This window comes from Salinisphaera sp. G21_0, assembly GCF_017744115.1.
GTDB lineage: Bacteria > Pseudomonadota > Gammaproteobacteria > Pseudomonadales > Endozoicomonadaceae > Endozoicomonas.
On the sequence record NZ_JAGHQW010000027.1, the window covers coordinates 65,412 to 86,611 of the forward strand.

A 21,200-nucleotide genomic window follows, 5' to 3' on the forward strand; every position below is an offset into this window, starting at 1 on the left:
ATGCCGGGCACATATTGTTCTCTATCGGTGGCTGATGAGCCAGTACGATCAGATCCTGCAGATAGCGAGAGTCCGGGCAAGCTCCCGGAAGCGACACTGACGGACATGCGTGCACCCGCAACGTCTTTGATGCCTTCCGAAAAGGCGACCAGAGCAACGACAGGACGAAAGCTGTTTATGCCAAGGGAAGGGCGCTTCAGCGACAGCGATTTTATGGTTCAAAGATTTGTCCGGGAAATTAATACCCACCGGAACAAAAGTGATCTTGCCAACGAGAAGTCGTGTATAGAACAGTGGCTGAATCAGGACCGGGTCTACGGGCGTATTTGCGAAGATGCAGCCTGGTTCTATCTACGTCAGTGTATTTTTCCCATGCAGATGGACGCGGTCATCCTGGCTGGCGACAACCTGAATGCCGACAAGGATTCAAACAGGCAAATGCTGCACTTTGCCCTGGATTGGGTATCCCGGGCCATGGCCTGTTACCTGGCACAGCCCAGGAACGAAGCTAAGAATGGACTTATTTGTTGTGGCTGCCATCCTGAGCTTTACACTGATAATAATCCATCAACGTGCCGAGCATTTCTCCCTTGACATAACATGGCTTGCTGGGCATGCCGTTGCTTCCAGCATTGGTATTGGCGGTACCATTAGCATTAGCCAGAGAGATAAAACCGAAGGCCATAATGGCGGTTACTATTTTTTTCATTGCAATCCTCTGTGTAACGATTAGCGGAAACAGGTTTATCGACACAGCAAAGAAATAGTAAATACCTGTTCTGGTGCCCACGGCACTGCGAGGGTTTGGTGGACCAGGTCAAGGGGCATAACTTTCTTCAGGGCAAAAAAAACGGGCTGATAAAGCCCGGAAAAATGCACAGAACAACAATTACAGGAAGGTCTCACTCATTACAGGTTAAAAAATCAAGCTCCGGCTCCATCAGGGAAGAGCCGGATAGTTTGGATTAGAACCAGTATTCAACACCAACAGATGCTTCTTTGAAGCTATCAGTTTTCCAGCGACCATCGAAGGTTTTGCCTGCATCCAAATCACGATAACGGGCATAAACAACCGCATTGGAATCAATCTTATACATCAGCTGAGTTGACCAAACATCGTCACTGGTATTCTGCTGCTTAACTCCGTCAACTTTGAGATCCTCATTCCCGGCATAGGCCACTTTAGCCTGCCATTTATGGTCAGCACCAAAGTTATACATCAAGCCAACAGAGTAGGAGTTCTGTTCTTCGTCAACGCCAACATTGTTGTCAGCTTCAGCCATTCGATACTGGGCAAAATAACCAACTGGCCCATGACCACCCTGAACACCCACTAAATAAGTTGTATTATCCCAGAAAGTTGTTGCAGTAGTCCCATCTTGAGTGTCGTAGTTCATCTCATAAGCCAGATCGAACTGCACCCAGTTACCTTCACCATATTTATAGTTCTGGTGGGCAGCTGCACCATGGTAATAGTTGCTGCCTGCTTCTGTACTTCCAGTGCTTCCGGCACGATCCTGTCCGGCACCGGCTGCGATATCAAGAGTAAAGCCTGTCCACAGCTCCTTAGAGTCCCAGCGAACAGTATCTGACTGACGGTCATTGAAATTATTACCACCAATAATGCCACCCCAGTCATAAATATCGCCAAGACCCGGGTTGGAAGCAGGCCAGTCTACAACTTCATACAGAGGAGTCAGTACACGACCGGCACGAATCAGACCAAACTCAGTGCTGTCAAAACCGACAAAGGTATCACGCTTGCCCAGGTAGCCTTCGCCGCCATTTTCACCTGCAAAAGACTCATCAACATAGCCACTCTCAATCTGCCAGATGAATTTGGTGTGAGATGGCAGGCCGTCAAATTTTGCATAACCCCGGAAGCCAATTCGGCTCTCGTTATTTACTTGAATGCCATCATTGGCCTTTGCAGTTTCATAGTCACGATGAGCAACCTGAACAGAAAGAACACCGTATACATCGTAACCATATTTGTCTTCGCTGTGGTCATCAGCAACCGCAGCAGTGGAAGCCAGTGCAGCCAGTACAGAACTTGCAATGATTGATTTCTTGAACATCGTCGTTAATCCCCATTAACTCCTGGTGTGTTTTCTGTTTTTTTAGAAAGACAGCACTTTCTGTTTATGTTGACTGCAGAGAAGTCAGGAATCCCTTTTCCCTGCCCGTTTCTCTCGAATGATTGTTGTTGCTAAAGAAACGGTGCCTTTGTAAACGCTGGTCAGTTTATCTTTTCGCAAAAAAAATGTAACCGGTTTCCGCAACCGGTTTCAATCTTTTCTTCACATTTTTGTCATAAATCAAATTTTCATCACTTTTCACATCCCACTAAAAAAACACAAAACAAAAAATTGATTTGCATCATGAAAACCGACAGTTAAACCCCTATCGCTTGTCAACATAGTTGTTTCTTCTGGCCAGGGAATATTCCATCCGGGCAAAAAAACGACCGGCAGACGCTGAAATACCAATGGCTTCAGGCATTTACAGCACTCCAGCCATTACTGGAAAACCGCAATGAAACCGGTTACAGAAACCGATTGCACTGTGATTTCTTCTGTGATTTCATTGTCAACGTAATAAAAACTTCCATATACGGTTTCCCGTTCAGTTCCTGGTCACTTCGACCAGGCTCTTCACAAGAGCAGACGGAAATACCTGTACTGGACCAACGAAACTGACTTGTCTTGGAATTGAATAGCGGAGTCAATGTGATGAAAAAGATTTTTCTATGCTGCAGCGCAGGAATGTCAACCAGCATGCTGGTTAAGAAAATGGAACAGGCCGCTGCTGACCGTGGCCTTGAAGTCAAAATCGATGCCGTTGGCATGGCCAACTTTGAAGAAGCTATTGAGTCTTACGACGTATGCCTTCTTGGCCCACAGATCAAATTCAAACTGGCCGATTTCCAGGCTCATGCGGCAAAACTGAACAAGCGCGTAGAAGCTATTGACCCAATGGCCTACGGCATGATGAAAGGTGAACAGGTTCTCGATCAGGCGCTTGCCCTGCTGGAAGAAACTGCATAACAAAAAACAACGCAGCAACGATTGCGACTTAAGAGAACGGGGATTAACCATGAAACTGTACGACCAACTCATACAATTTGTAGAGCAGAAGCTCGGGCCAATAGCCGGCAAGCTGGGTGCTCAGCGTCATATTACCGCACTGCGTGATGGCTTTCTGGTGGCCATGCCCTTCATTATTGTGGGCAGTTTTATCCTGATTTTTGCCAACCCGCCTTTTGCTGCCGATACCACCAACGCTTTCGGTCGTGCCTGGCTGGACTTCGTTGCTGCACATCGCCCAACCATCGTCATGCCCTGGACCATGAGCATGGGGATAATGTCCCTGTTCATTACCATGGGTGTCGCTTACTCTCTGGCCAAGTCCTATCAGATGGACGCCATTGGTGCCGCAGCCCTGTCTGCCATGTCATTCCTGCTGGTTGCTGCGCCTGAAAAAGGCTGGGCTCTGCCACTGAATCACTTTGCCGGTACCGGTATCTTTACTGCACTGCTGGTCGCCTACTTCTCTGTAGAGCTGACCCGCATTCTGAAGAAGTACAACGTTACTATTCGCATGCCTGAGCAGGTACCGCCAGCCATTGCTGCGTCCTTCGCTCTGCTGGTTCCGGTGCTGGCGATTTTCGTAACGCTGTACCCACTGAGCCTGTTCGTACAGTCTGGCTTTGATATGCAGATTCCCGATGCGGTAATGACCATCTTCAAGCCACTGGTCAGCGCCTCCAACAGTCTGCCAGCGATCATTGGTGCGCTGCTGCTCTGCCAGCTGCTGTGGTTTGCCGGTATTCACGGTGCCAACATTGTTGTAGGTATTCTGTCGCCTATCTTCCTGGCTAACATTAGCGCCAATGCTGCTGCCTATGCCGCCGGTGAAACCGTACCTAACCTGTTCACTCAGCCTTTCTGGGACTTCTACATCTTTATCGGTGGTGCCGGTGCAACACTGTCCCTGGTTATCCTGATGAGCTTCAGTAAGACCGCTCACCTGCGCAGCGTTGGCCGCATGAGCTTCCTGCCAGGTGCATTCCAGATCAACGAACCGGTTATGTTCGGTGCCCCGGTGGTCATGAACCCAACCCTGTTCATTCCATTTGTGATGGCTCCGGTGGTGAACGCCATCATCGCTTACGTTGCCGTTAACACGGGCATTGTTGACAAAGCCATCGCGGTAACGCCATGGACTGCTCCAGCCCTGATCGGTGCGGCCTGGGGTGCAGGCTGGGCCTTCAAGGCTTCTATCCTGACTGCGGTACTGATGGTGATTGACATCATGATCTACTACCCATTCTTCAAAGCCTACGAGAAGCAGGTAATGGCCCAGGAACAGGCCACAGCCACAGGTGCCACCAAGACTGACTCCGTCGGTAACCCAGCCATCGCGTAACACCTACCCTCCCCACCGGCTGAGTCCGGTGGGTGTACTACTACTCCCTTGTTTTCAGGAGACTTCCCATGAACGTCGACAACGTTGTAATGGAATTGATTGTTAAATCCGGCGAAGCCAAAAGTCAGGCTCTCGAAGCCCTGGCACACGCCCGCTGTGGTGATTATGTCAAAGCGGAAAAATCCCTTGCCGATTCCCGCGAAGCTGGCAGACTGGCCCATAAAATGCAAACTGCCCTGATCGCTGCTGACAATGGGGAAGGCAAGGTACCGGTTAACCTGCTGCTGGTTCATGCACAGGACCACCTGATGAACTCTATGCTGGCACAGGATATGGTAGAAGAGATGATCCGTCTGTATCAGCGACTGGACAACCAATAATTTTTTGAACGACTGAACGCAGCCATTTTCTAAGTCGATCTTTGGCATCCAGAATGCCCATAGCGAAAAGAGAGTACTCCACAAGGTATTTTCACGAAAAAGCCCGGCGTAATCAGATCGGAATCAGGAGACAGCAATGGCGAGCATAAAGGACGTAGCTGAACTGGCAGGGGTTTCCAGGGCAACGGTATCCCGGGTTCTCAACGAGACAGGTCAGATTAAGGAAGCGACCAGAGAGCGCGTACATAAGGCAATGAAAAAGCTGAATTACCGCCCGAACCCTCTGGCTCGCTCATTGGCGACCTCTTCCTCCAACACCGTTGGATTGGTGGTTACCTCCTACCGGGGCTCCTTTTTCTCCGAGCTGATGGCTGAAGTTCAGGAAGAGATGGATCAGCAGGGAAAATTTCTGCTGGTCAGCCGGGGCAAGCGCTCACGGGAAAGTGAACAGAAGGCAATCCAACGACTGAAGGATATGCGCTGTGATGGTCTGATTCTTCATGCCCGTAATCTATACGACGAAGAACTGATTGAGCTGGCGAAGGAAGAAACACCGTTTATCCTCCTGGACCGACAGGTTGAGGGGCTGGAAGACCGCTGTGTCGCATTTGAACACGCTGAAGCTGGTAAGCTGGCCGTTAACCATCTCATAGAGCATGGCCATCGCAAAATTGCCTGTCTGGCAGGCCCACGGGAGCGACTCACCGCACAGCTGCGTTTTCAGGGTTATGAGCAGGCACTTCGTGAACACCACATTGAACTGGATGAATCACTGGTGGCCGAAGCAGATTATGACCGGACAGGCGGTTATCACGCCATGGCCGAAATCCTGGAAAAACATCCGGATATCACTGCCGTTTATTCCTGTAGCGAAGAGATGTGTGTGGGTGCCTTTGACCTGTTCAGAGAACGCAGAATGACCGTTCCAGGCGATATCTCCATGGTCAGTTTTGACAGCGTCAGTATCTGCACCATGTTAACGCCTGCGGCAACAACGGTGCACTTTCCCATCAAAGAGATGGCGGCCCGGGCATCAGAAGCACTTTCAGGCCTGATGAATCAACAACCGTTGCCCGCACTGGAAACATTTAAACCAGAATTACGACAGAGAGAGTCCGTTCGTACTCTTAAATAACAATTTAAGAGCAAAGGTTCTCAGGAAATTATCATGAAAAATCTTAAGCTGACGATTATTGGCGGTGGCAGTAGCTACACACCGGAGCTGGTTGACGGCATTATCCGCCGTATCCGTGAGCTGCCTGTTACCGAAATCTGCCTGGTTGATGTTGAAGACGGTGAACACAAAGTGAACATTGTCGCCGATCTCACCAGGCGCATGATCGAAAAAGCCGACCTTGATATTAAAGTATGGGCAACACTGAACCGTCGTGAAGGCATCAAAGACGCCCAGTTTGTTATGTCCCAGTTCCGTGTGGGTGGTCTGGCAGCCCGTGCCCGTGATGAACGTATCCCCCTGCGATACAATGTCATCGGTCAGGAAACCACCGGGCCTGGTGGTTTTGCCAAAGCGCTGCGTACTATCCCTGTGATTCTCGACATCTGTCGTGATATTGAAGAAGTTGCCCCAAATGCCTGGCTGATCAACTTTACCAATCCGGCTGGTATGGTGACTGAAGCCGTTATCAAGCATACCAATGTCAAAGTGATGGGGCTTTGTAACGTCCCCATCAATATGCACTACTCCATTGCCCGCATGCTGGGTGTTAAGCCGGAAGAAGCGTCCCTGGATTTTGCCGGTCTGAACCACATGGTATGGGTTCACAAAGTTTCCGTTGCCGGTGAAGATAAGACTCAGGAAGTTCTCAAACTGCTGGGAGATGGTGCCAGTCTGAACATGAACAACATTACCGAAGAGCCATGGGATCAGTCGTTCCTGAAGGCCCTTGGAGTGGTTCCCTGCCCTTATCACCGTTACTTTTATCTGAAAGAGGCGATGCTGGCTGATGAACTGAAAGCCGCAGAGTCTGGTGGTACCCGTGCAGAACAGGTGATGAAAACCGAAGAAGAGCTGTTTGAACTGTATGCCGATCCTGATCTGGATCATAAGCCAAGCCAGCTGGAAAAACGTGGCGGCGCTTACTATTCAGAAGTCTCTCTGGATCTGGTAGATGCCATCTGGAACAACAAAAAAACGATGAATGTCGTTAATACCCGTAACAATGGTGCCATCAATGGCCTGCCAGACGATGCTGTGGTAGAAATCAATGCCATGGTGGATGCTGACGGTGCACATGCCATCTCTTTTGGTACTATGCCAACGCATCTGAATGGTCTGCTCCAGCAGGTCAAGGCTTATGAGACGCTGGCTATTGATGCTGCCGTTTATGGCGATTACGACAAGGCTCTGATGGCCATGGCATTGAACCCACTGGTTCCGGATCTGACCACGGGTAAGAAGATTCTTGACGATATCATCGCCGAGAACCGCGATTACCTGCCACAATTTGCCAACCTCGCTTAATTTGTTTGGGAACCGCGAAGAGAAAAAAGCGCTTTCCGCTGCCCGCCACCCGAAAAAGCACACAAGCCCGGTTTTTTCGGGCGGCGGGCGGTGGGTAGCGGGCAGCGCCTCCTTTAATCCGTTGCGGTTCAAAATTCCTACATCTCTGAGGGGGAGAGTTATCTCCAGCGCCCTATGAAACTGATCGTCAATGCCGATGATTTCGGCCTGACCCGGGGTGTAAACCTGGGCATCATCGAAGCTTTTCAACAAGGTATTGTCCGCTCCACCACCTTCATGGTGGGCATGCCTGCCGAGCGCCATGCTGCTGAACTGGCCAGACTCAATCCGGGATTGAAAGTAGGCATCCATCTGCGTCTGACCGCAGGCACCCCCATGGACAAAAATGTTCCTACCCTGCTTGACCAGACCGGTAAATTACAGAACCAGAGCCAGTTCTGGGACAATCAGTCCATGAGCCCGGAAGAAATCGAATGCGAACTGCGCGCACAGATTGAACACTTCCTGAGCCTTGGTGTTGAACTCAGCCATATGGATGGTCACCACCACTGCCATCGCCACCCATTGGTCGCCCCTATCGCCAGGAAGCTGGCTGAAGAGTACAAGGTTCCACTTCGCCCGGAAAATGAAATAACCCAATACCAGGGCAAAAGCCTGGGCTTTTCCGACAAGTTTTACGGTGACAATCTGACAGGTGAACACCTTCTTGAGATCGTTCGCCAATACCTGGGCAGAGTTCAGGTGCTGGAGCTGATGGCACATCCGGCTCTGATCGACGAACCGCTGCAGGCAGCCAGCGGTTATGCAACCGCCAGAGCCCGTGAGCTGGCCATTCTGACCGATCCATCACTGCCTGAAGCTCTTGGCAGTATGGGTGTTACCATCTCCGATTACAGCTGCCTGCAGGATTAAGCAGATATGGCATCCGCACTCTTGACGAACAGTTCAGTAAACAACACTGACCGCAAACAACCTCTTCTTCTGGGCGTAGACGGCGGCGGTACTTCATGCCGGGCGCGTATCGCCGATCTCGACGGCACTATTCTTGGGGAAGGGTTCGCAGGCAGCGCGAACCCTCGTACCGGGCTTGATTCAGCCTGTAATGCCATCATGCAGGCCACCTGTGAAGCGATGGATAAAGCAGGCCTGGAAGAAAACGACTTTGGACGTATGTATGCCGGTCTTGGCCTGGCCGGTGTCAATCAGCAGAAAGAACGAGACCTTGTTCTGGACTGGGGCTTTCCGTTTGCCGGTATTTTCCTGGAAACCGATGCCTACGCCGCCTGCATGGGTGCCTTTAATGGCAAGGACGGAGCGATCCTGATTCTTGGTACCGGCTCCTGTGGTGCCAGCCTGATTGAAGGTGACATGAAAACACTGGGCGGCTGGGGTTTCCCGATCTCGGATCATGGCAGTGGTGCCAGCCTGGGCCTCGCCGCAGTCCGTTATGCCCTGCTGGCCCATGAAGGTATGAAAGAAGAAACCCCTTTAAGCCAGGCCATCATGGCAACATTTGACAACCGTCCTGAAAATGCCGTTGCCTGGCAGGACAGTGCTCTGCCGAGAGACTACGGTTCTTATGGACCGATGGTGGTTGAGCATTTGAGCAAGGGCGATAAGCTGGCAGAACAGTTGATTCGTGAGTGCGCTGGCGACGCAGCCATGATGATCCGGGTCCTTCATCAGCGTGGCGCTAGCCAGTGTGCATTAGTGGGCGGGCTGAGTGAGTACGTTATGCCCTGGTTGCCAGAGGATGTTGCGTCCATTGCCACCCTGCCACAGGGTGATGCCATGCACGGTGCTCTGTTGATGGCTATGAAACTCTTCTGAAAAATGTTCGGCTTCCATCGGGAAGCCGAATAGTACGTCATTTCAATGAGCTTGATGTGCACAGTCTCCGCTCAGGACGAACGGAGTTTGAGCAACTCAGGAGCAGTTGACGTGTACGCCAGTCTATTTCGGACAAGCCCCCTAAGGGAACTTAATTTTAGAAAAAAGGTCAGAATTAAAACAAAAGGTCAAGAACCATTAAACGAAATGGGTCTTGTGTTTTTTTCAAAACCATGGTTTCAGACTATGCACAGTGTAAATAATGATGATGTTTCAAAAATCACTTATAATCCCCACCAGGAAAACAAAAATCAAAAAATTGATAATATTGATAATAAAGTTTTGCAAAGGAAAAGTGAAACCAACAATCCCATTACTCACAGAACATGTAATACAGCAGGGGATGTAGCTGCATCAAGTTCTGTACAGGCTGCCAGGGCCCTGCCCGATTTGCCATCAATCCACATGTCAAAAAATTTTTTTCGACCCATAGATAAAAAAACTCTTATTATTGGCTATGAACAACTTATTACACACCGAGACTTCAGGGAATTACTTTCCAAGCATATAAATATTTATGCAGTACTGACAGATGATTGTCGGGGTGAAGGAGCTGCCAACATTATGGCTATCGGGGAACCAAAATTCAAAGTAAACGAACTGAAGAAAAACTTCTATACAACTGCTTTTCAATATATCCCAACATTAAAAGAAACACCTTGCAGTTCTGATATGATTGGTTTTTTACTTCGTACACCTCCTTGGATTGTCCATCATTTTTACGGAAATCTGAAAATAAAGTCCGCTAATTCCGGGATAATGAATCCGATTGAACAGTCAATCTTTCAAAAATTAAAACCAAAATATGAGGCGGGAGGCATTCACACTCATTTTATTGTTCTTCACAACGATTACCTGAAGGATATCTCTCCACAGGAAGCAAGATTTATTTTTGAGAAAATCTTTGATGAATCTTTTGAAGAGTTAAAAACAATGAAAGAAGATTCAGAATCCGATGATATTAATCTGAACTCAAAAGCAACAATTGATGATCTTCCGGAAATCATACGCTTTTATGAAGAAAAAAACTCTCTGAAAAGGTATAACCTTTGGTGTTTAAATTACCTTGATAAAGCATTACTCAGTAATGTTAAATGGAAACCTGAATCCGCGAGTACACAACACACAGGGCAGAACTTTTCCTGTAAAATTCTTTGAGGCTCTTTTCGAATTCCAGACTGCTATGTAACCAGCATGTTGACTCAGGGCTAAAGCCTCTTCTTAGGGTAGACATTAAGGAATTCATGTCAGAAAACCGGTTACGTTACTCCGCTGTCATTCCGTACAGGGATATGTACGGAATCCATCTTGCAGGGATAGCCAACAGCCAGCGCGTTCACATCCATGTGAGATGGATCCTGTACAATCCATGTACAGAATGACAACGGAGTTATTCTGAGTTAATGATCAATAATTTTTAAAACAGCCTCTTAATGTCTATCGTAAGTATCCGGGCTAATACGATACTCTGCGGAACGTGCGTGTGCCGTCAGAGATTCCCCCCTGGCCAGAACAGAAGCCACTTTCCCCATTTCCGACGCGCCTTCAGCAGAACACTGAATAACTGAAGAGCGTTTCTGGAAGTCATACACCCCCAAAGGTGAAGAGAAACGTGCGGTTCCTGATGTGGGCAATACATGGTTCGGGCCTGCACAGTAATCACCCAGGGCTTCTGCCGTATATCGGCCCATAAAAATAGCACCGGCATGGCGGATCTCTGGCAGCCAGTTTTCGGGTTCTTCAACGGATAGCTCAAGGTGTTCCGGTGCGATGCGATTTATCAGTTCACAGGCTGCCGCCAGGTCAGGTACGGCAATCAGGGCTCCGCGCTTATTAAGCGACGCTGCGATAATATCCTGCCGTTCCATGGTTGGCAGCAATCGGTTCATGCTCTCCTGCACCTGCGCCAGAAAAGCCCGGTCCGGTGAGATCAGAATTGCCTGGGCATCTTCATCGTGTTCCGCCTGGGAGAACAGGTCCATGGCGATCCAGTCGGGGTTACTGTGGCCATCACAAACCACCAGTATTTCTGACGGGCCGGCAATCATATCGATACCCACCTGACCAAACACTTCCCGCTTGGCGGTAGCGACATAAATATTGCCGGGACCGACAATCTTGTCCACCTTCGGGATCGTTTCCGTGCCATAGGCCAGTGCCGCCACCGCCTGGGCACCACCGATGGTAAATACACGACTGACCCCGGCAACAGCGGCCGCCGCCAGTACCAGCTCATTCAGCTCACCGTCTGGTGCGGGAACCACCATCACCACCTCAGGCACCCCGGCAACCGAGGCTGGTATGGCATTCATTAGTACCGATGAAGGATAGGATGCACGGCCACCGGGCACGTAAAGTCCCACCCGATCCATCGGGGTCACCTGTAGGCCAAGCAATGTGCCGTCGCTCTCGCGGTAATTCCAAGAGCTTTGCTGTTGATGCTGATGGTAGTCACGAATCCGCTTTGCGGCAGTTTCCAGCGCTGCCCGCTGCTCAGGCTGAATGCTGTTCAGCGCCTGCTGCAAGCGCACAGCATCGAGAGTCAGCTCATCCATACTGGAGACCTGACGTCGATCAAAACGACAGGTGCAGGCCATCACAGCCTGATCTTTCTGGCTGCGCACCTGAGCAATAATTTCTTTCACCTGCTGCTGGACACTGTCGTTTGAAACAGACTCCCAGGCCAACAGGGCATCAAGCTGAGATGAAAACGCCGGACTGCTGAAATCCAGCTGAACAGGGGCTACGACTTCCGACGTCATGCTGGTTCCTCAACCGTATTGGTTTCTGCAATGGTTCTGGACAGTTGGTCCAGTAGCTGGCCAATCATCTTGTACTTCACTTTCATGGATGCCCTGTTGACCACCATTCTGGAACTGATTTCAGCAATCAGCTCCTGAGGCTCCAGGCCATTGGCCCGCAAGGTGTTTCCGGTATCCACCACATCAATAATGATATCTGCCAGGCCAACCAGCGGAGCCAGTTCCATGGAACCATAGAGTTTAATGATATCCGCCTGGATCCCCCGGGAGGCATAGTACTGCTTGGCAATATTGACAAATTTCGTCGCCACCTTAAGTCGGCCAGAGGATGGTGCTGCGCCAACCTTCCCCGCAGTCATCAATTTGCACCGGGCAATGTTCAAATCCAGAGGTTCATATAACTCAGAGGAGCCGTGTTCCATCAGCACATCCTTGCCAGCCACGCCCATATCGGCGGCACCGTACTCAACATAGGTTGGCACATCGCTGGCCCGGACAATCAGCAGGTTTACATGGGGATGCGTGGTACCAATCACCAGTTTGCGACTTTTATCCGGATCCTCCGCAGGCTCAATACCCGCAGCTTTCAACAGAGGGAGAGTCTCTTTCAGGATGCGCCCCTTGGACAGCGCGATAGTGATCTGGCTCGACATACTTCTCTCAGGCTTCCTTACTTATCATACGTTGTTAAAATGGTGGAGGTAGAAGAACTGCACAGTTAAGAATTAATGAATTGTTATAGGTACCCTTCCGCCAGAGAGTATCCCTGGCCTGGATACGGTGAACAGGATTGGATAATAACATAGATATAGGGAAAGGTACTTAGAAAGGTAGGAGGCTGGCATGTGTTGTTTAAATGTGTTAGCTCTTCTTGAAAGCATACTCACTATTTATCTAATCAACCCGCAAGGGCCGGAAAGCCCCCAGAAAGTTTCGGGTCTGCCGGGGCATTAAGCCGACGTTTTGGCCTATCCATTTCTTTTATACGACTAACAGGCAATACACCCTGCGAAGAGTGCGGCAACGGATTTGCCCTGGAATTGACCGGCAAATCCTGCTTTACATGAGCCCCTGCTCCGAACATCTTATTGGCAAAATCAAAGTCCCGGGCCATCATCAGCCTGATGTCATCGGGCATATCTATGTCACCGAGCAGCTTACGTACCGTCCCTACCACCTCTTCAGTAAGCTTTTGTTCAGGCCGTTTTTCACTAGCGGGATTGTAAATACTGCCATCAGGATTACTCTGACTGTTCTGCCAGAATTCCTTCAAACGCTGGAATTGATAACTCTGGTAAATCGGCTCCAGCACTTTGCCATCCTCCGGGTTAGCCAGCCAGGAGGTGGTGGGTGTGGTAGATATCAGATGCAACAGGTAGGGCTGTCCCGCTGATTCAGGAGTAACTCCGGATCTGTTCACCAGTTGCACCGCTCTTTCCGGAAGCGCTTCCACCAGGTTGGCAACCAGGAATAACAGACGGGACAGATCCTGCGGTCCAGTTGTATTTCCCTTCACACTATTAACCAGCAAAACCAGACTTTCCAATGGAATTTTCCTTGCCAGAATGGAGTGTGACGGAGCATTACCCAGCCGGAATTCTTTAATCACCTGATCAATGACCTTACCAAGCAGAATAAGATGATATTTTGGATTTTCATCGATTGATACCGTCCTTAGCGCACTCAGCAACTCTTCATGGGTATCACTGTGAATGGACAAAGGACAGGGGTTAAATAAGCCATCAATAAATCGCAGGGCGTTAAATGACCCAATTCCCCTTTCACCTTGCAAGGCAGGTGTATAGGGAGCGCCTTTGAACGACATCGGTATTGCAACAGGTACGGTGAAAAATTGCAGGATGCGATTGGCCGTTTTGGCTAACCAGCGGGTAATCGGGTTTGACCTTTCTTCAGAGAATAGCGTTAACTTTAACTTGATAACCGCCTTGCCATCATCTGCCAAAGTGAGTCCGGGATTGTAGGCTTTAAGCGTATTTTTAAACATGGCTTTACATACCTTACCGAAACGGCCGGCATGAACACGGATTGATTCAATATCATCCAGAGTTCCTGTGGTATTGTTGATAGCAACTTTGGCATCGACTTTAATAGGCCCGCCAATCAGCCACCCGGCAAAACGACTCAACCGGTCAGGCATCAGCAGTGTCGTTACATCAGCGTAACCATTACGATGACGGTCAATGTGAATATCCGCCTCGACATGATCAACCAGGCTATGGCCTGCCAAACTCACTTTTACTGACTCAATGGTTGGATGTCCATCCTGCGGCCCGACACTGATATCGATGTAAGGTCTTGGAGCATACTTATGTATGTTAAGAGAGAGTTTCAGGTTGCTAAGGCCAAAACTGAGAATATCTTCTCCGGGGCCGTCCAGAATATTGTCGTGAAACTCACCCGTAATTTGATCAACATTGAAATCAATATGATCTGGCGTAAATGTATCCAGCAGACTCCTGGCTAAATCGGCAGGGCTCATCGCAGGGGCAGCTGCTAATAGAGCGGCTTTGTACAACTTGCTTTTTTCCGGTAATTGATAGGAAATGGATACTCCGGTCACTTCGATATCAACATCAACCTGATTTTCATTCTCGAATATCAGATCCATTTTGCGAATCTGAATAGAGCCATCCTTCATTTTCGTCAGGTAAGCCTGAATATTCTTAAACACCCGACCATCTATGATGACCCGGTCAATCTTCACCGGTTCATTGAGATTTCCTCCCAAACACTCATAGGTTTCCGTCGTCTGCATCAGGAAACATAAAATTTTCGGGAGCTCCCTGGCCACACAGCTTTTTGGTTGAACCTGCACAACGCCGGACGTAATCTTATCCGGATCAAAGCTGTGGGCAAAAGCCGCCGCCATTTCTGCAGCCAGCTTATTGAAATCAATGTCCTGTGCTTTATTTCGTGCCAGCAGTAATGCTTTATCCTGAACCGCCTGACGTACAGAAGGCATAACCTCCTCCACGGTTTTATCAATCAGGGGATTCACCAGAGATGAGATGTCGGCACCATGATCCCGGACCCAACCAGAAAACCAACGACCCGTGTAAGTCATAGCCCGGGTCAACGCCTGGTCAACAATGGGGGTCAGGTAAGGCGTCATATCATCAACTGCACGTTTACATTCTGGCTCTCCCTCTTTTCCGGCAACCTGCTTTGCCACAGCATCGACAACAACCCGGGTAACCGTTGTGCGAATCTGGTCGGTAAACACTGCAACGAAATGGTGTAAATTAGCGTCGTTACTCAACCAGAGAGCAATATTTTGAATAATGTCCGCCTGAGCCTGCTTGAGTGTTTCGGCCATCGCCTTCTGTATTGGCTCGATTACCTCTAACTCCACCCCTTGTTGATGACGGATAATCCATTCACCCCCATTAGCCATCATATGCGTTAACATTTTATCAATGGCCTTGTGCAGCTCCGGTGTCGCTGCCAGGGCATTGGCTTTGATCCATTTTTCCATGCCTTCCCGGATAAAACCCTTGCCATGATTCAGGGCCTTATCGATTGCACCATCAATATGCGGCATTAATAATGCTGCCAGGTCCAATGGTGCTGAAGCTTCGACATTCACATTCTTCAAAAGCGCCTCAATTGCGCTCTGGATGCCATCTGCATTGTTATAAACGGCATTAGCCATAACCTCAATCGAATCGGCAACCGCCTGGCCTAAATAGTTAGCCGTAAGACTTTGCACATGGAGGTTGACGGCTTCGGTAATGCCAGCCGAATTGCCATCGGATGGTTCTGCAAGCGTTCCGATACCGTATTCAGCCCCTGCACTCACCGCTTCCTTAACCATTTGCTGAACATGGGGAAGAACGATTGGGAAAATAGACATTCTGGAACGATCTGTGTCGCTCCCGGATTTCAACCGCAGATTGTCTGCCCATGCCTTACGACGGATGATATCAGCGCCTTGAGTAATCACTTCCATAATGCCCTTGCTCAGGTCTGGTATCAGGTCATCCATCACTTGAGACTGACGAGAGTGGCCGCCTTTCTCAGTGGCTGTGTTCACCCCTTGAGCAGGTGCTATTGTTTCCGCAGCCCTGCGCAGGGTAGTGACAACATCACCCTTATCCTGCTGACTACCGTTGACCGCAGAGCGCAGAGTCGCCAGCCGATCATGCAGGATGGATTCCAGCTCCGGGGCCGCCTGTCGCATCATTGCCCGAACATGGACTTCTACATCGTGCCGGAGCACCGTTCTATGCTGACGTATCCAGCCTGAAAGCTGATCCACACCGTAACCGGCCAGTTGTTCCAGTACCTGCCCCCTGTTGAGTTGATTCTGCAGGAAAGGAAGCACTGCATCCCTGAGAGCCCGGGACTGTGATGTTTGCTGTACGCTCTCTGCCACCAGGCTGGAGGTACCCGTCACTGTCGGTACAACCAGGCCATTCAATCTGTGCACAAGAATATCCAGCAATTTCTGCCGGTTCGGCTGCTGTTCTGTCGTGGTATCTTCTTTAGCCAGCCAGCCAAGCACACCGTCAATGACCGCCTGCTGGGTCACCACCGCCTGCTCAGTAATGGCATCAATCACCCGGGGGACGACCACCTCATTATCAGCAAACAGGCCGGTTGCCAGTACGTCCAGCCACCTGGTGCCATCAGCGATCCCCTGCAATGTCAGGTCACTGGCCATCGCTTTCACACTGTCGTAAGGCAGACCTTCCAAAACCACTTCCAGCTGGTCTGCACCGCTGTGCAGCATCTCGGCCAGGCCTGTTTTCAGCATGTCATCGACTTCGCTGCCAATAGTCGTACGTTGACCCGAAGCTACCTGTCGGACAGTTTGCTGCTTATGTGTCGAACTGACTTTATCCGGGCTGCCCGGGATCAGTGCTTGTTCAGCTGCCTTCTTCACCTCACTCACTGTTTGTTGTTGCCAGGCAGCAGACAACAGCTTTTCGGTGATACTTTCGACAACGTTTGTCGTAAGAAATGGAGATACGACGCCGGTCAGTTTAGCTATGCCATCCCCGGACAGCACCACACCATTGCCCTGGTGTTTGGCAACAAATCCGGCACCTTCTTGAACGGCGACCTTGATAACCTTGCCAAAGCTGTCAGACAGAATTGACCTGGCCACTTCCAGTTGTTCTGTTTCATCTATGGTCAGCTTGATTAAATCACCGACCATTTCGCTGGCCTGCACTGCTGCGGCCTGACGGGCATCATGCCAGTGGTCCTGCTGGTTATGAGGGTTCGTTGTCGTTTTCTTCACACTGGTGACAGCAACATCTCCAGCCCTTTCCTCTGGCTTCTGCGCTTTTGCCGCCTGGCGCAGGTCAGCCACTACGTCGCGCTTATCCTCTGGACTCTTTTTCATTGCGGCAGCCAGGGCTCGTAACCTTGTGTGCAGGAGCCTTTCAAGTTCCGGTACGGCTTTGTCGATGCTTGCCCGGGTCAGTGCTTTTACATCCCCTGCAAGGTCGTATTTATGCTTGCTGACGCTGTTTACCAGCGCATCGACTCCGTAAGTGGCCAGCCTTTCCAGTACCTGACCTTTCTGAACCTGGTCCTGTACGAACGGCATCACGGCGTTTCTGAGCGCGGTGGATTCTGATGCCTGGTTTCCGAGTGCCGCCGCCTCGCCCGCCACGCCGGTCAGCAGTGGTTCTACCAGAGTATTTCCACGACGAACCAGGATCTCCTTTACGACTTCCAGGTTCTGCTGCCCCGTTGCCTGATCCACGGTTGTTAACCAGCCAAGCCCGTGAGTTGCCAGGGTCTGCACCAGCGACTCCGCCTGTTCGGTTAACTTATCAATTACCCTGGACACGACCCGGGCATCACCGGCAAACAGGCCGCTCACAAGCTCACCTACCCATGCAGCACCGTCGTGTATCCCTTGCCGGGTCAATTCCCCAAGCACCGCTTCGGCAGTAGTGTATGGGTGTTTTTGCAGAAGTGATTCCACCTGGTCAGCCACTGCGCTGACCATCCCGGCAAGCCCTTCACCCAGCATTCGGTCAACTTCGCGGGCTATCATCGTGGCTGAGTCTGTCGTTACCTCCCCGGTAGTGATCTCGGTAACGGTTGCTGTTTTCCAGTCTCCGGATTGCAAACGGTCACTCAGCAGTTCAACCATTAATTCAACCGTGGCTGTGGTCAGAAACGTCGGTAATTGTTCGGTAAGTGCCGTGCCGCCCTCTAAGGCATTCACGTCATCACATTGTTCACCGTTCTGCCTCGCGGCAAAGAGAGCCCCTTCTTTGACGACAAGATCCATAACCTCACGAATACTGCCCGCCAGAATCGGCTTGACCGCCTCCAACTGATCACTCTGTTTAATGACCAGGTCAACGGTTTCATCAGCCAGGTTACCCAACTGCTCTGCAACGGCCTGACGGGCATCATGCCAGTGATCCTGTTGATTTTGATGGTCCGCTGTCGTTTTCTTATCACCGCTGCCGGGCTTTTCCTCTGGCTTCTGCGCTTTTGCCGCCTGGCGCAGGTCAGCCACTACGCCATGCTTATCTTCTGCCCCCTTTTCCATCGCAGCACTTAGGGCTTGCAACCGTCTATGCAGGAGCCTTTCCAGTTCCGGCAGGGCTTTGTCCATGCTTGCCCGGGTCAGTGCTTTTACATCTTCTGCAAGGTCGTCCTTATACTTGCTGACACTGTTTACCAGCGCATCCACTCCGTAAGCGGCCAACCGTTCCAGTACCTGACCTTTCTGGACCTGGTCCTGTACGAACGGCATCACGGCGTTTCTGAGCGCTGTGGATTCTGATGCCTGGTTGCCGAGCGTCGCTGCCTCGCCCGTCACGCCGGTCAGCAGTGGTTCTACCAGGGTATTTCCACGGCGAACCAGGATCTCCTTTACGACTTCCAGGTTCTGCTGCCCTGTTGCCTGATCCACGGTTAACCAGCCAAGTCCGTGAGTCACCAGGGTCTGCACCAGCGACTCCGCCTGTTCGGTTAACTTATCAATTACCCTGGACACGACCCGGGCATCACCGGCAAACAGGCCGTTCACCAGCTCACCTACCCATGCAGCACCGTCGTGTATCCCTTGCCGGGTCAATTTCCCAAGCACCGCTTCGGCAGTAATATATGGGTGTTTTTGCAGAAGTGATTCCACCTGATCGGCCACTGCGCTGACCATCCCGGCAAGCCCTTCACCCAGCATTCGGTCAACTTCGCGGGCTATCATCGTGGCTGAGTCTGCCGTTGCCTCCCCGGCAGTGATCTCGGTAACGGTTGCTGTTTTCCAGTCTCCGGATTGCAAACGGTCACTCAGCAGTTCAACCATTAATTCAACCGTGGCTGTGGTCAGAAACGCCGGTAATTGTGTGGTCAGCGCCGTGCCGCCCTCTAAGGCATTCACGTCGTCACATTGTTCACCGTTGCGCCTCGCAGTAAACAGCGCCCCTTCTTTGACGACAAGGTTCATAACCTCCCGGATACTGCCCTCAAGGATCGGCTTGACCGCCTCCAGCTGATCACTCTGTTTAATGACCAGGTCAACGGTTTCATCAGCCAGGTTACCCAACTGCTCTGCAACGGCCTGACGGGCATCATGCCAGTGGTCCTGCTGATTTTGATGGTCCGCTGTCGTTTTCTTATCACGGCTGCCGGGCTTTTCCTCTGGCTTCTGCGCTTTCGCCGCCTGGCGCAGGTCAGCCACAACGCCTTGCTTATCGTCTGCCCCCTTTTCCATTGCAGTACTTAGGGCTTGCAACCGTCTATGGAGAAGCTGTTCCAGTTCCGGTAGGGCTTTGTCCATGCTTGCCCGGGTCAGTGCTTTTACATCTTCTGCAAGGTTGTCCTTATGCTTGCTGACGCTGTTTACCAGCGCATCCACTCCGTAAGTGGCCAGCCTTTCCAGTACCTGACCTTTCTGAACCTGGTCCTGTACGAACGGCATCACGGCGTTTCTGAGCGCTGTGGATTCTGATGCCTGGTTTCCGAGCGTCGCTGCCTCGCCCGTCACGCCGGTCAGCAGTGGTTCTACCAGGGTATTTCCACGGCGAACCAGGATCTCCTTTACGACTTCCAGGTTCTGCTGCCCTGTTGTCTGGTCCACGGTTGTTAACCAGCCAAGCCCGTGAGTTGCCAGGGTCTGCACCAGCGACTCCGCCTGTTCGGTTAACTTATCAATTACCCTGGACACAACCTGTGCATCACCGGCAAACAGGCCGTTCACCAGCTCACCTACCCATGCAGCACCGTCGTGTATCCCTTGCCGGGTCAATTCCCCAAGCACCGCTTCGGCAGTAATGTATGGGTGTTTTTGCAGAAGTGATTCCACCTGGTCAGCCACTGCGCTGACCATCCCGGCAAGCCCTTCACCCAGCATTCGGTCAACTTCGCGGGCTATCATCGTGGCTGAGTCTGTCGTTACCTCCCCGGTAGTGATCTCGGTAACGGTTGCTGTTTTCCAGTCTCCGGATTGCAAACGGTCACTCAGCAGTTCAACCATTAATTCAACCGTGGCTGTGGTCAGAAACGTCGGTAATTGTTCGGTAAGTGCCGTGCCGCCCTCTAAGGCATTCACGTCATCACATTGTTCACCGTTCTGCCTCGCGGCAAAGAGAGCCCCTTCTTTGACGACAAGGTCCATAACCTCACGAATACTGCCCTCAAGGATCGGCTTGACCGCCTCCAACTGATCACTCTGTTTAATGACCAGGTCAACGGTTTCATCAGCCAGGTTACCCAGCTGCTCTGCAACGGCCTGACGGGCATCATGCCAGTGATCCTGCTGATTTTGATGATCCGCTGTCGTTTTCTTATCACCGCTGCCGGGCTTTTCCTCTGGCTTCTGCGCTTTTGCCAACTGGCGCAGGTCAGCCACAACGCCGTGCTTATCGTCTGTCCCCTTTTCCATGGCAGCACTCAGGGCTTGCAATCTTCTATGGAGAAGCTGTTCCAATTCCGGTAAGGCTTTGTCCATGCTTGCCCGGGTCAGTGCTTTTACATCCCCTGCAAGGTCGTCCTTATGCTTGCTGACACTGTTTACCAGCGCATCCACTCCGTAAGCGGCCAGCCGTTCCAGTACCTGACCTTTCTGGACCTGGTCCTGTACGAAGGGCATCACGGCATTTCTGAGCGCGGTGGATTCTGATGCCTGGTTTCCGAGTGTCGCTGCCTCGCCCGTCACGCCGGTCAGCAGTGGTTCTACCAGGGTATTTCCACGGCGAACCAGGATCTCCTTTACGACTTCCAGGTTCTGCTGCCCTGTTGCCTGGTCCACGGTTGTTAACCAGC

At 51.0% G+C, this 21,200-nt stretch carries 13 protein-coding genes; 9 read left to right on the forward strand and 4 right to left on the reverse strand.

Annotated features, from left to right (window positions below):
• Entirely contained in the window at window positions 1–594 is a 594-nt protein-coding gene (locus J7439_RS14005; protein ID WP_209202579.1) for a hypothetical protein, read from the forward strand.
• 371 nt (window positions 595–965) lie between these two features.
• Here J7439_RS14005 and J7439_RS14010 read toward each other — a convergent pair whose 3' ends face one another.
• Window positions 966–2,078 carry a porin gene (locus J7439_RS14010; protein WP_209202581.1) on the reverse strand — a complete coding sequence of 371 codons (1,113 nt, stop codon included), beginning with the start codon at window positions 2,076–2,078 and terminating at the stop codon, window positions 966–968.
• 654 nt (window positions 2,079–2,732) lie between these two features.
• Here J7439_RS14010 and J7439_RS14015 point away from each other — a divergent pair.
• The 8 genes from J7439_RS14015 to J7439_RS14050 all read left to right on the forward strand — a co-directional run bounded on the left by J7439_RS14015 (window position 2,733) and on the right by J7439_RS14050 (window position 10,338).
• On the forward strand, window positions 2,733–3,047 hold the full coding sequence (locus J7439_RS14015; protein WP_066014498.1) for a PTS sugar transporter subunit IIB: 315 nt from the start codon (window positions 2,733–2,735) through the stop codon (window positions 3,045–3,047).
• A gap of 49 nt (window positions 3,048–3,096) precedes the next feature.
• Window positions 3,097–4,428, forward strand: coding sequence for a PTS sugar transporter subunit IIC (locus tag J7439_RS14020; RefSeq protein ID WP_209202583.1), 1,332 nt, complete (start codon window positions 3,097–3,099; stop codon window positions 4,426–4,428).
• Window positions 4,429–4,496: 68 nt separating this feature from the next.
• On the forward strand, window positions 4,497–4,808 hold the full coding sequence (locus J7439_RS14025) for a PTS lactose/cellobiose transporter subunit IIA (RefSeq protein ID WP_101745094.1): 312 nt from the start codon (window positions 4,497–4,499) through the stop codon (window positions 4,806–4,808).
• 136 nt (window positions 4,809–4,944) lie between these two features.
• Window positions 4,945–5,943 (forward strand): LacI family DNA-binding transcriptional regulator, encoded by a 999-nt coding sequence (locus J7439_RS14030; RefSeq protein WP_209202585.1) that lies wholly within the window; start codon window positions 4,945–4,947, stop codon window positions 5,941–5,943.
• Window positions 5,944–5,976: 33 nt separating this feature from the next.
• A complete protein-coding gene (locus J7439_RS14035) occupies window positions 5,977–7,290 on the forward strand; it encodes a 6-phospho-beta-glucosidase (RefSeq protein WP_209202587.1) in 1,314 nt (437 codons plus the stop codon).
• 174 nt (window positions 7,291–7,464) lie between these two features.
• Window positions 7,465–8,202, forward strand: a complete 738-nt coding sequence (chbG, locus tag J7439_RS14040) for a chitin disaccharide deacetylase (protein ID WP_209202589.1) — start codon at window positions 7,465–7,467, stop codon at window positions 8,200–8,202.
• Between the two features lie 6 nt (window positions 8,203–8,208).
• On the forward strand, window positions 8,209–9,120 hold the full coding sequence (locus J7439_RS14045; protein ID WP_209202591.1) for a glucosamine kinase nucleotide-binding domain-containing protein: 912 nt from the start codon (window positions 8,209–8,211) through the stop codon (window positions 9,118–9,120).
• A gap of 111 nt (window positions 9,121–9,231) precedes the next feature.
• A complete protein-coding gene (locus J7439_RS14050; RefSeq protein WP_209202593.1) occupies window positions 9,232–10,338 on the forward strand; it encodes a hypothetical protein in 1,107 nt (368 codons plus the stop codon).
• Between the two features lie 272 nt (window positions 10,339–10,610).
• On the opposite strand, the gene hisD is transcribed toward J7439_RS14050, so the two are convergent.
• The 3 genes from hisD to J7439_RS14065 form a co-directional block, all read right to left on the reverse strand.
• Complete coding sequence (gene hisD / locus J7439_RS14055; RefSeq protein ID WP_209202594.1) at window positions 10,611–11,942, reverse strand: histidinol dehydrogenase; 1,332 nt, start codon at window positions 11,940–11,942, stop codon at window positions 10,611–10,613.
• Window positions 11,939–12,595 (reverse strand): ATP phosphoribosyltransferase, encoded by a 657-nt coding sequence (gene hisG, locus J7439_RS14060; RefSeq protein ID WP_209202596.1) that lies wholly within the window; start codon window positions 12,593–12,595, stop codon window positions 11,939–11,941. The genes hisD and hisG overlap by 4 nt, the downstream gene beginning before the upstream one ends.
• A 245-nt stretch (window positions 12,596–12,840) precedes the next feature.
• Window positions 12,841–21,186 carry a hypothetical protein gene (locus J7439_RS14065; RefSeq protein WP_209202598.1) on the reverse strand — a complete coding sequence of 2,782 codons (8,346 nt, stop codon included), beginning with the start codon at window positions 21,184–21,186 and terminating at the stop codon, window positions 12,841–12,843.
• Window positions 21,187–21,200: the final 14 nt, after the last annotated feature.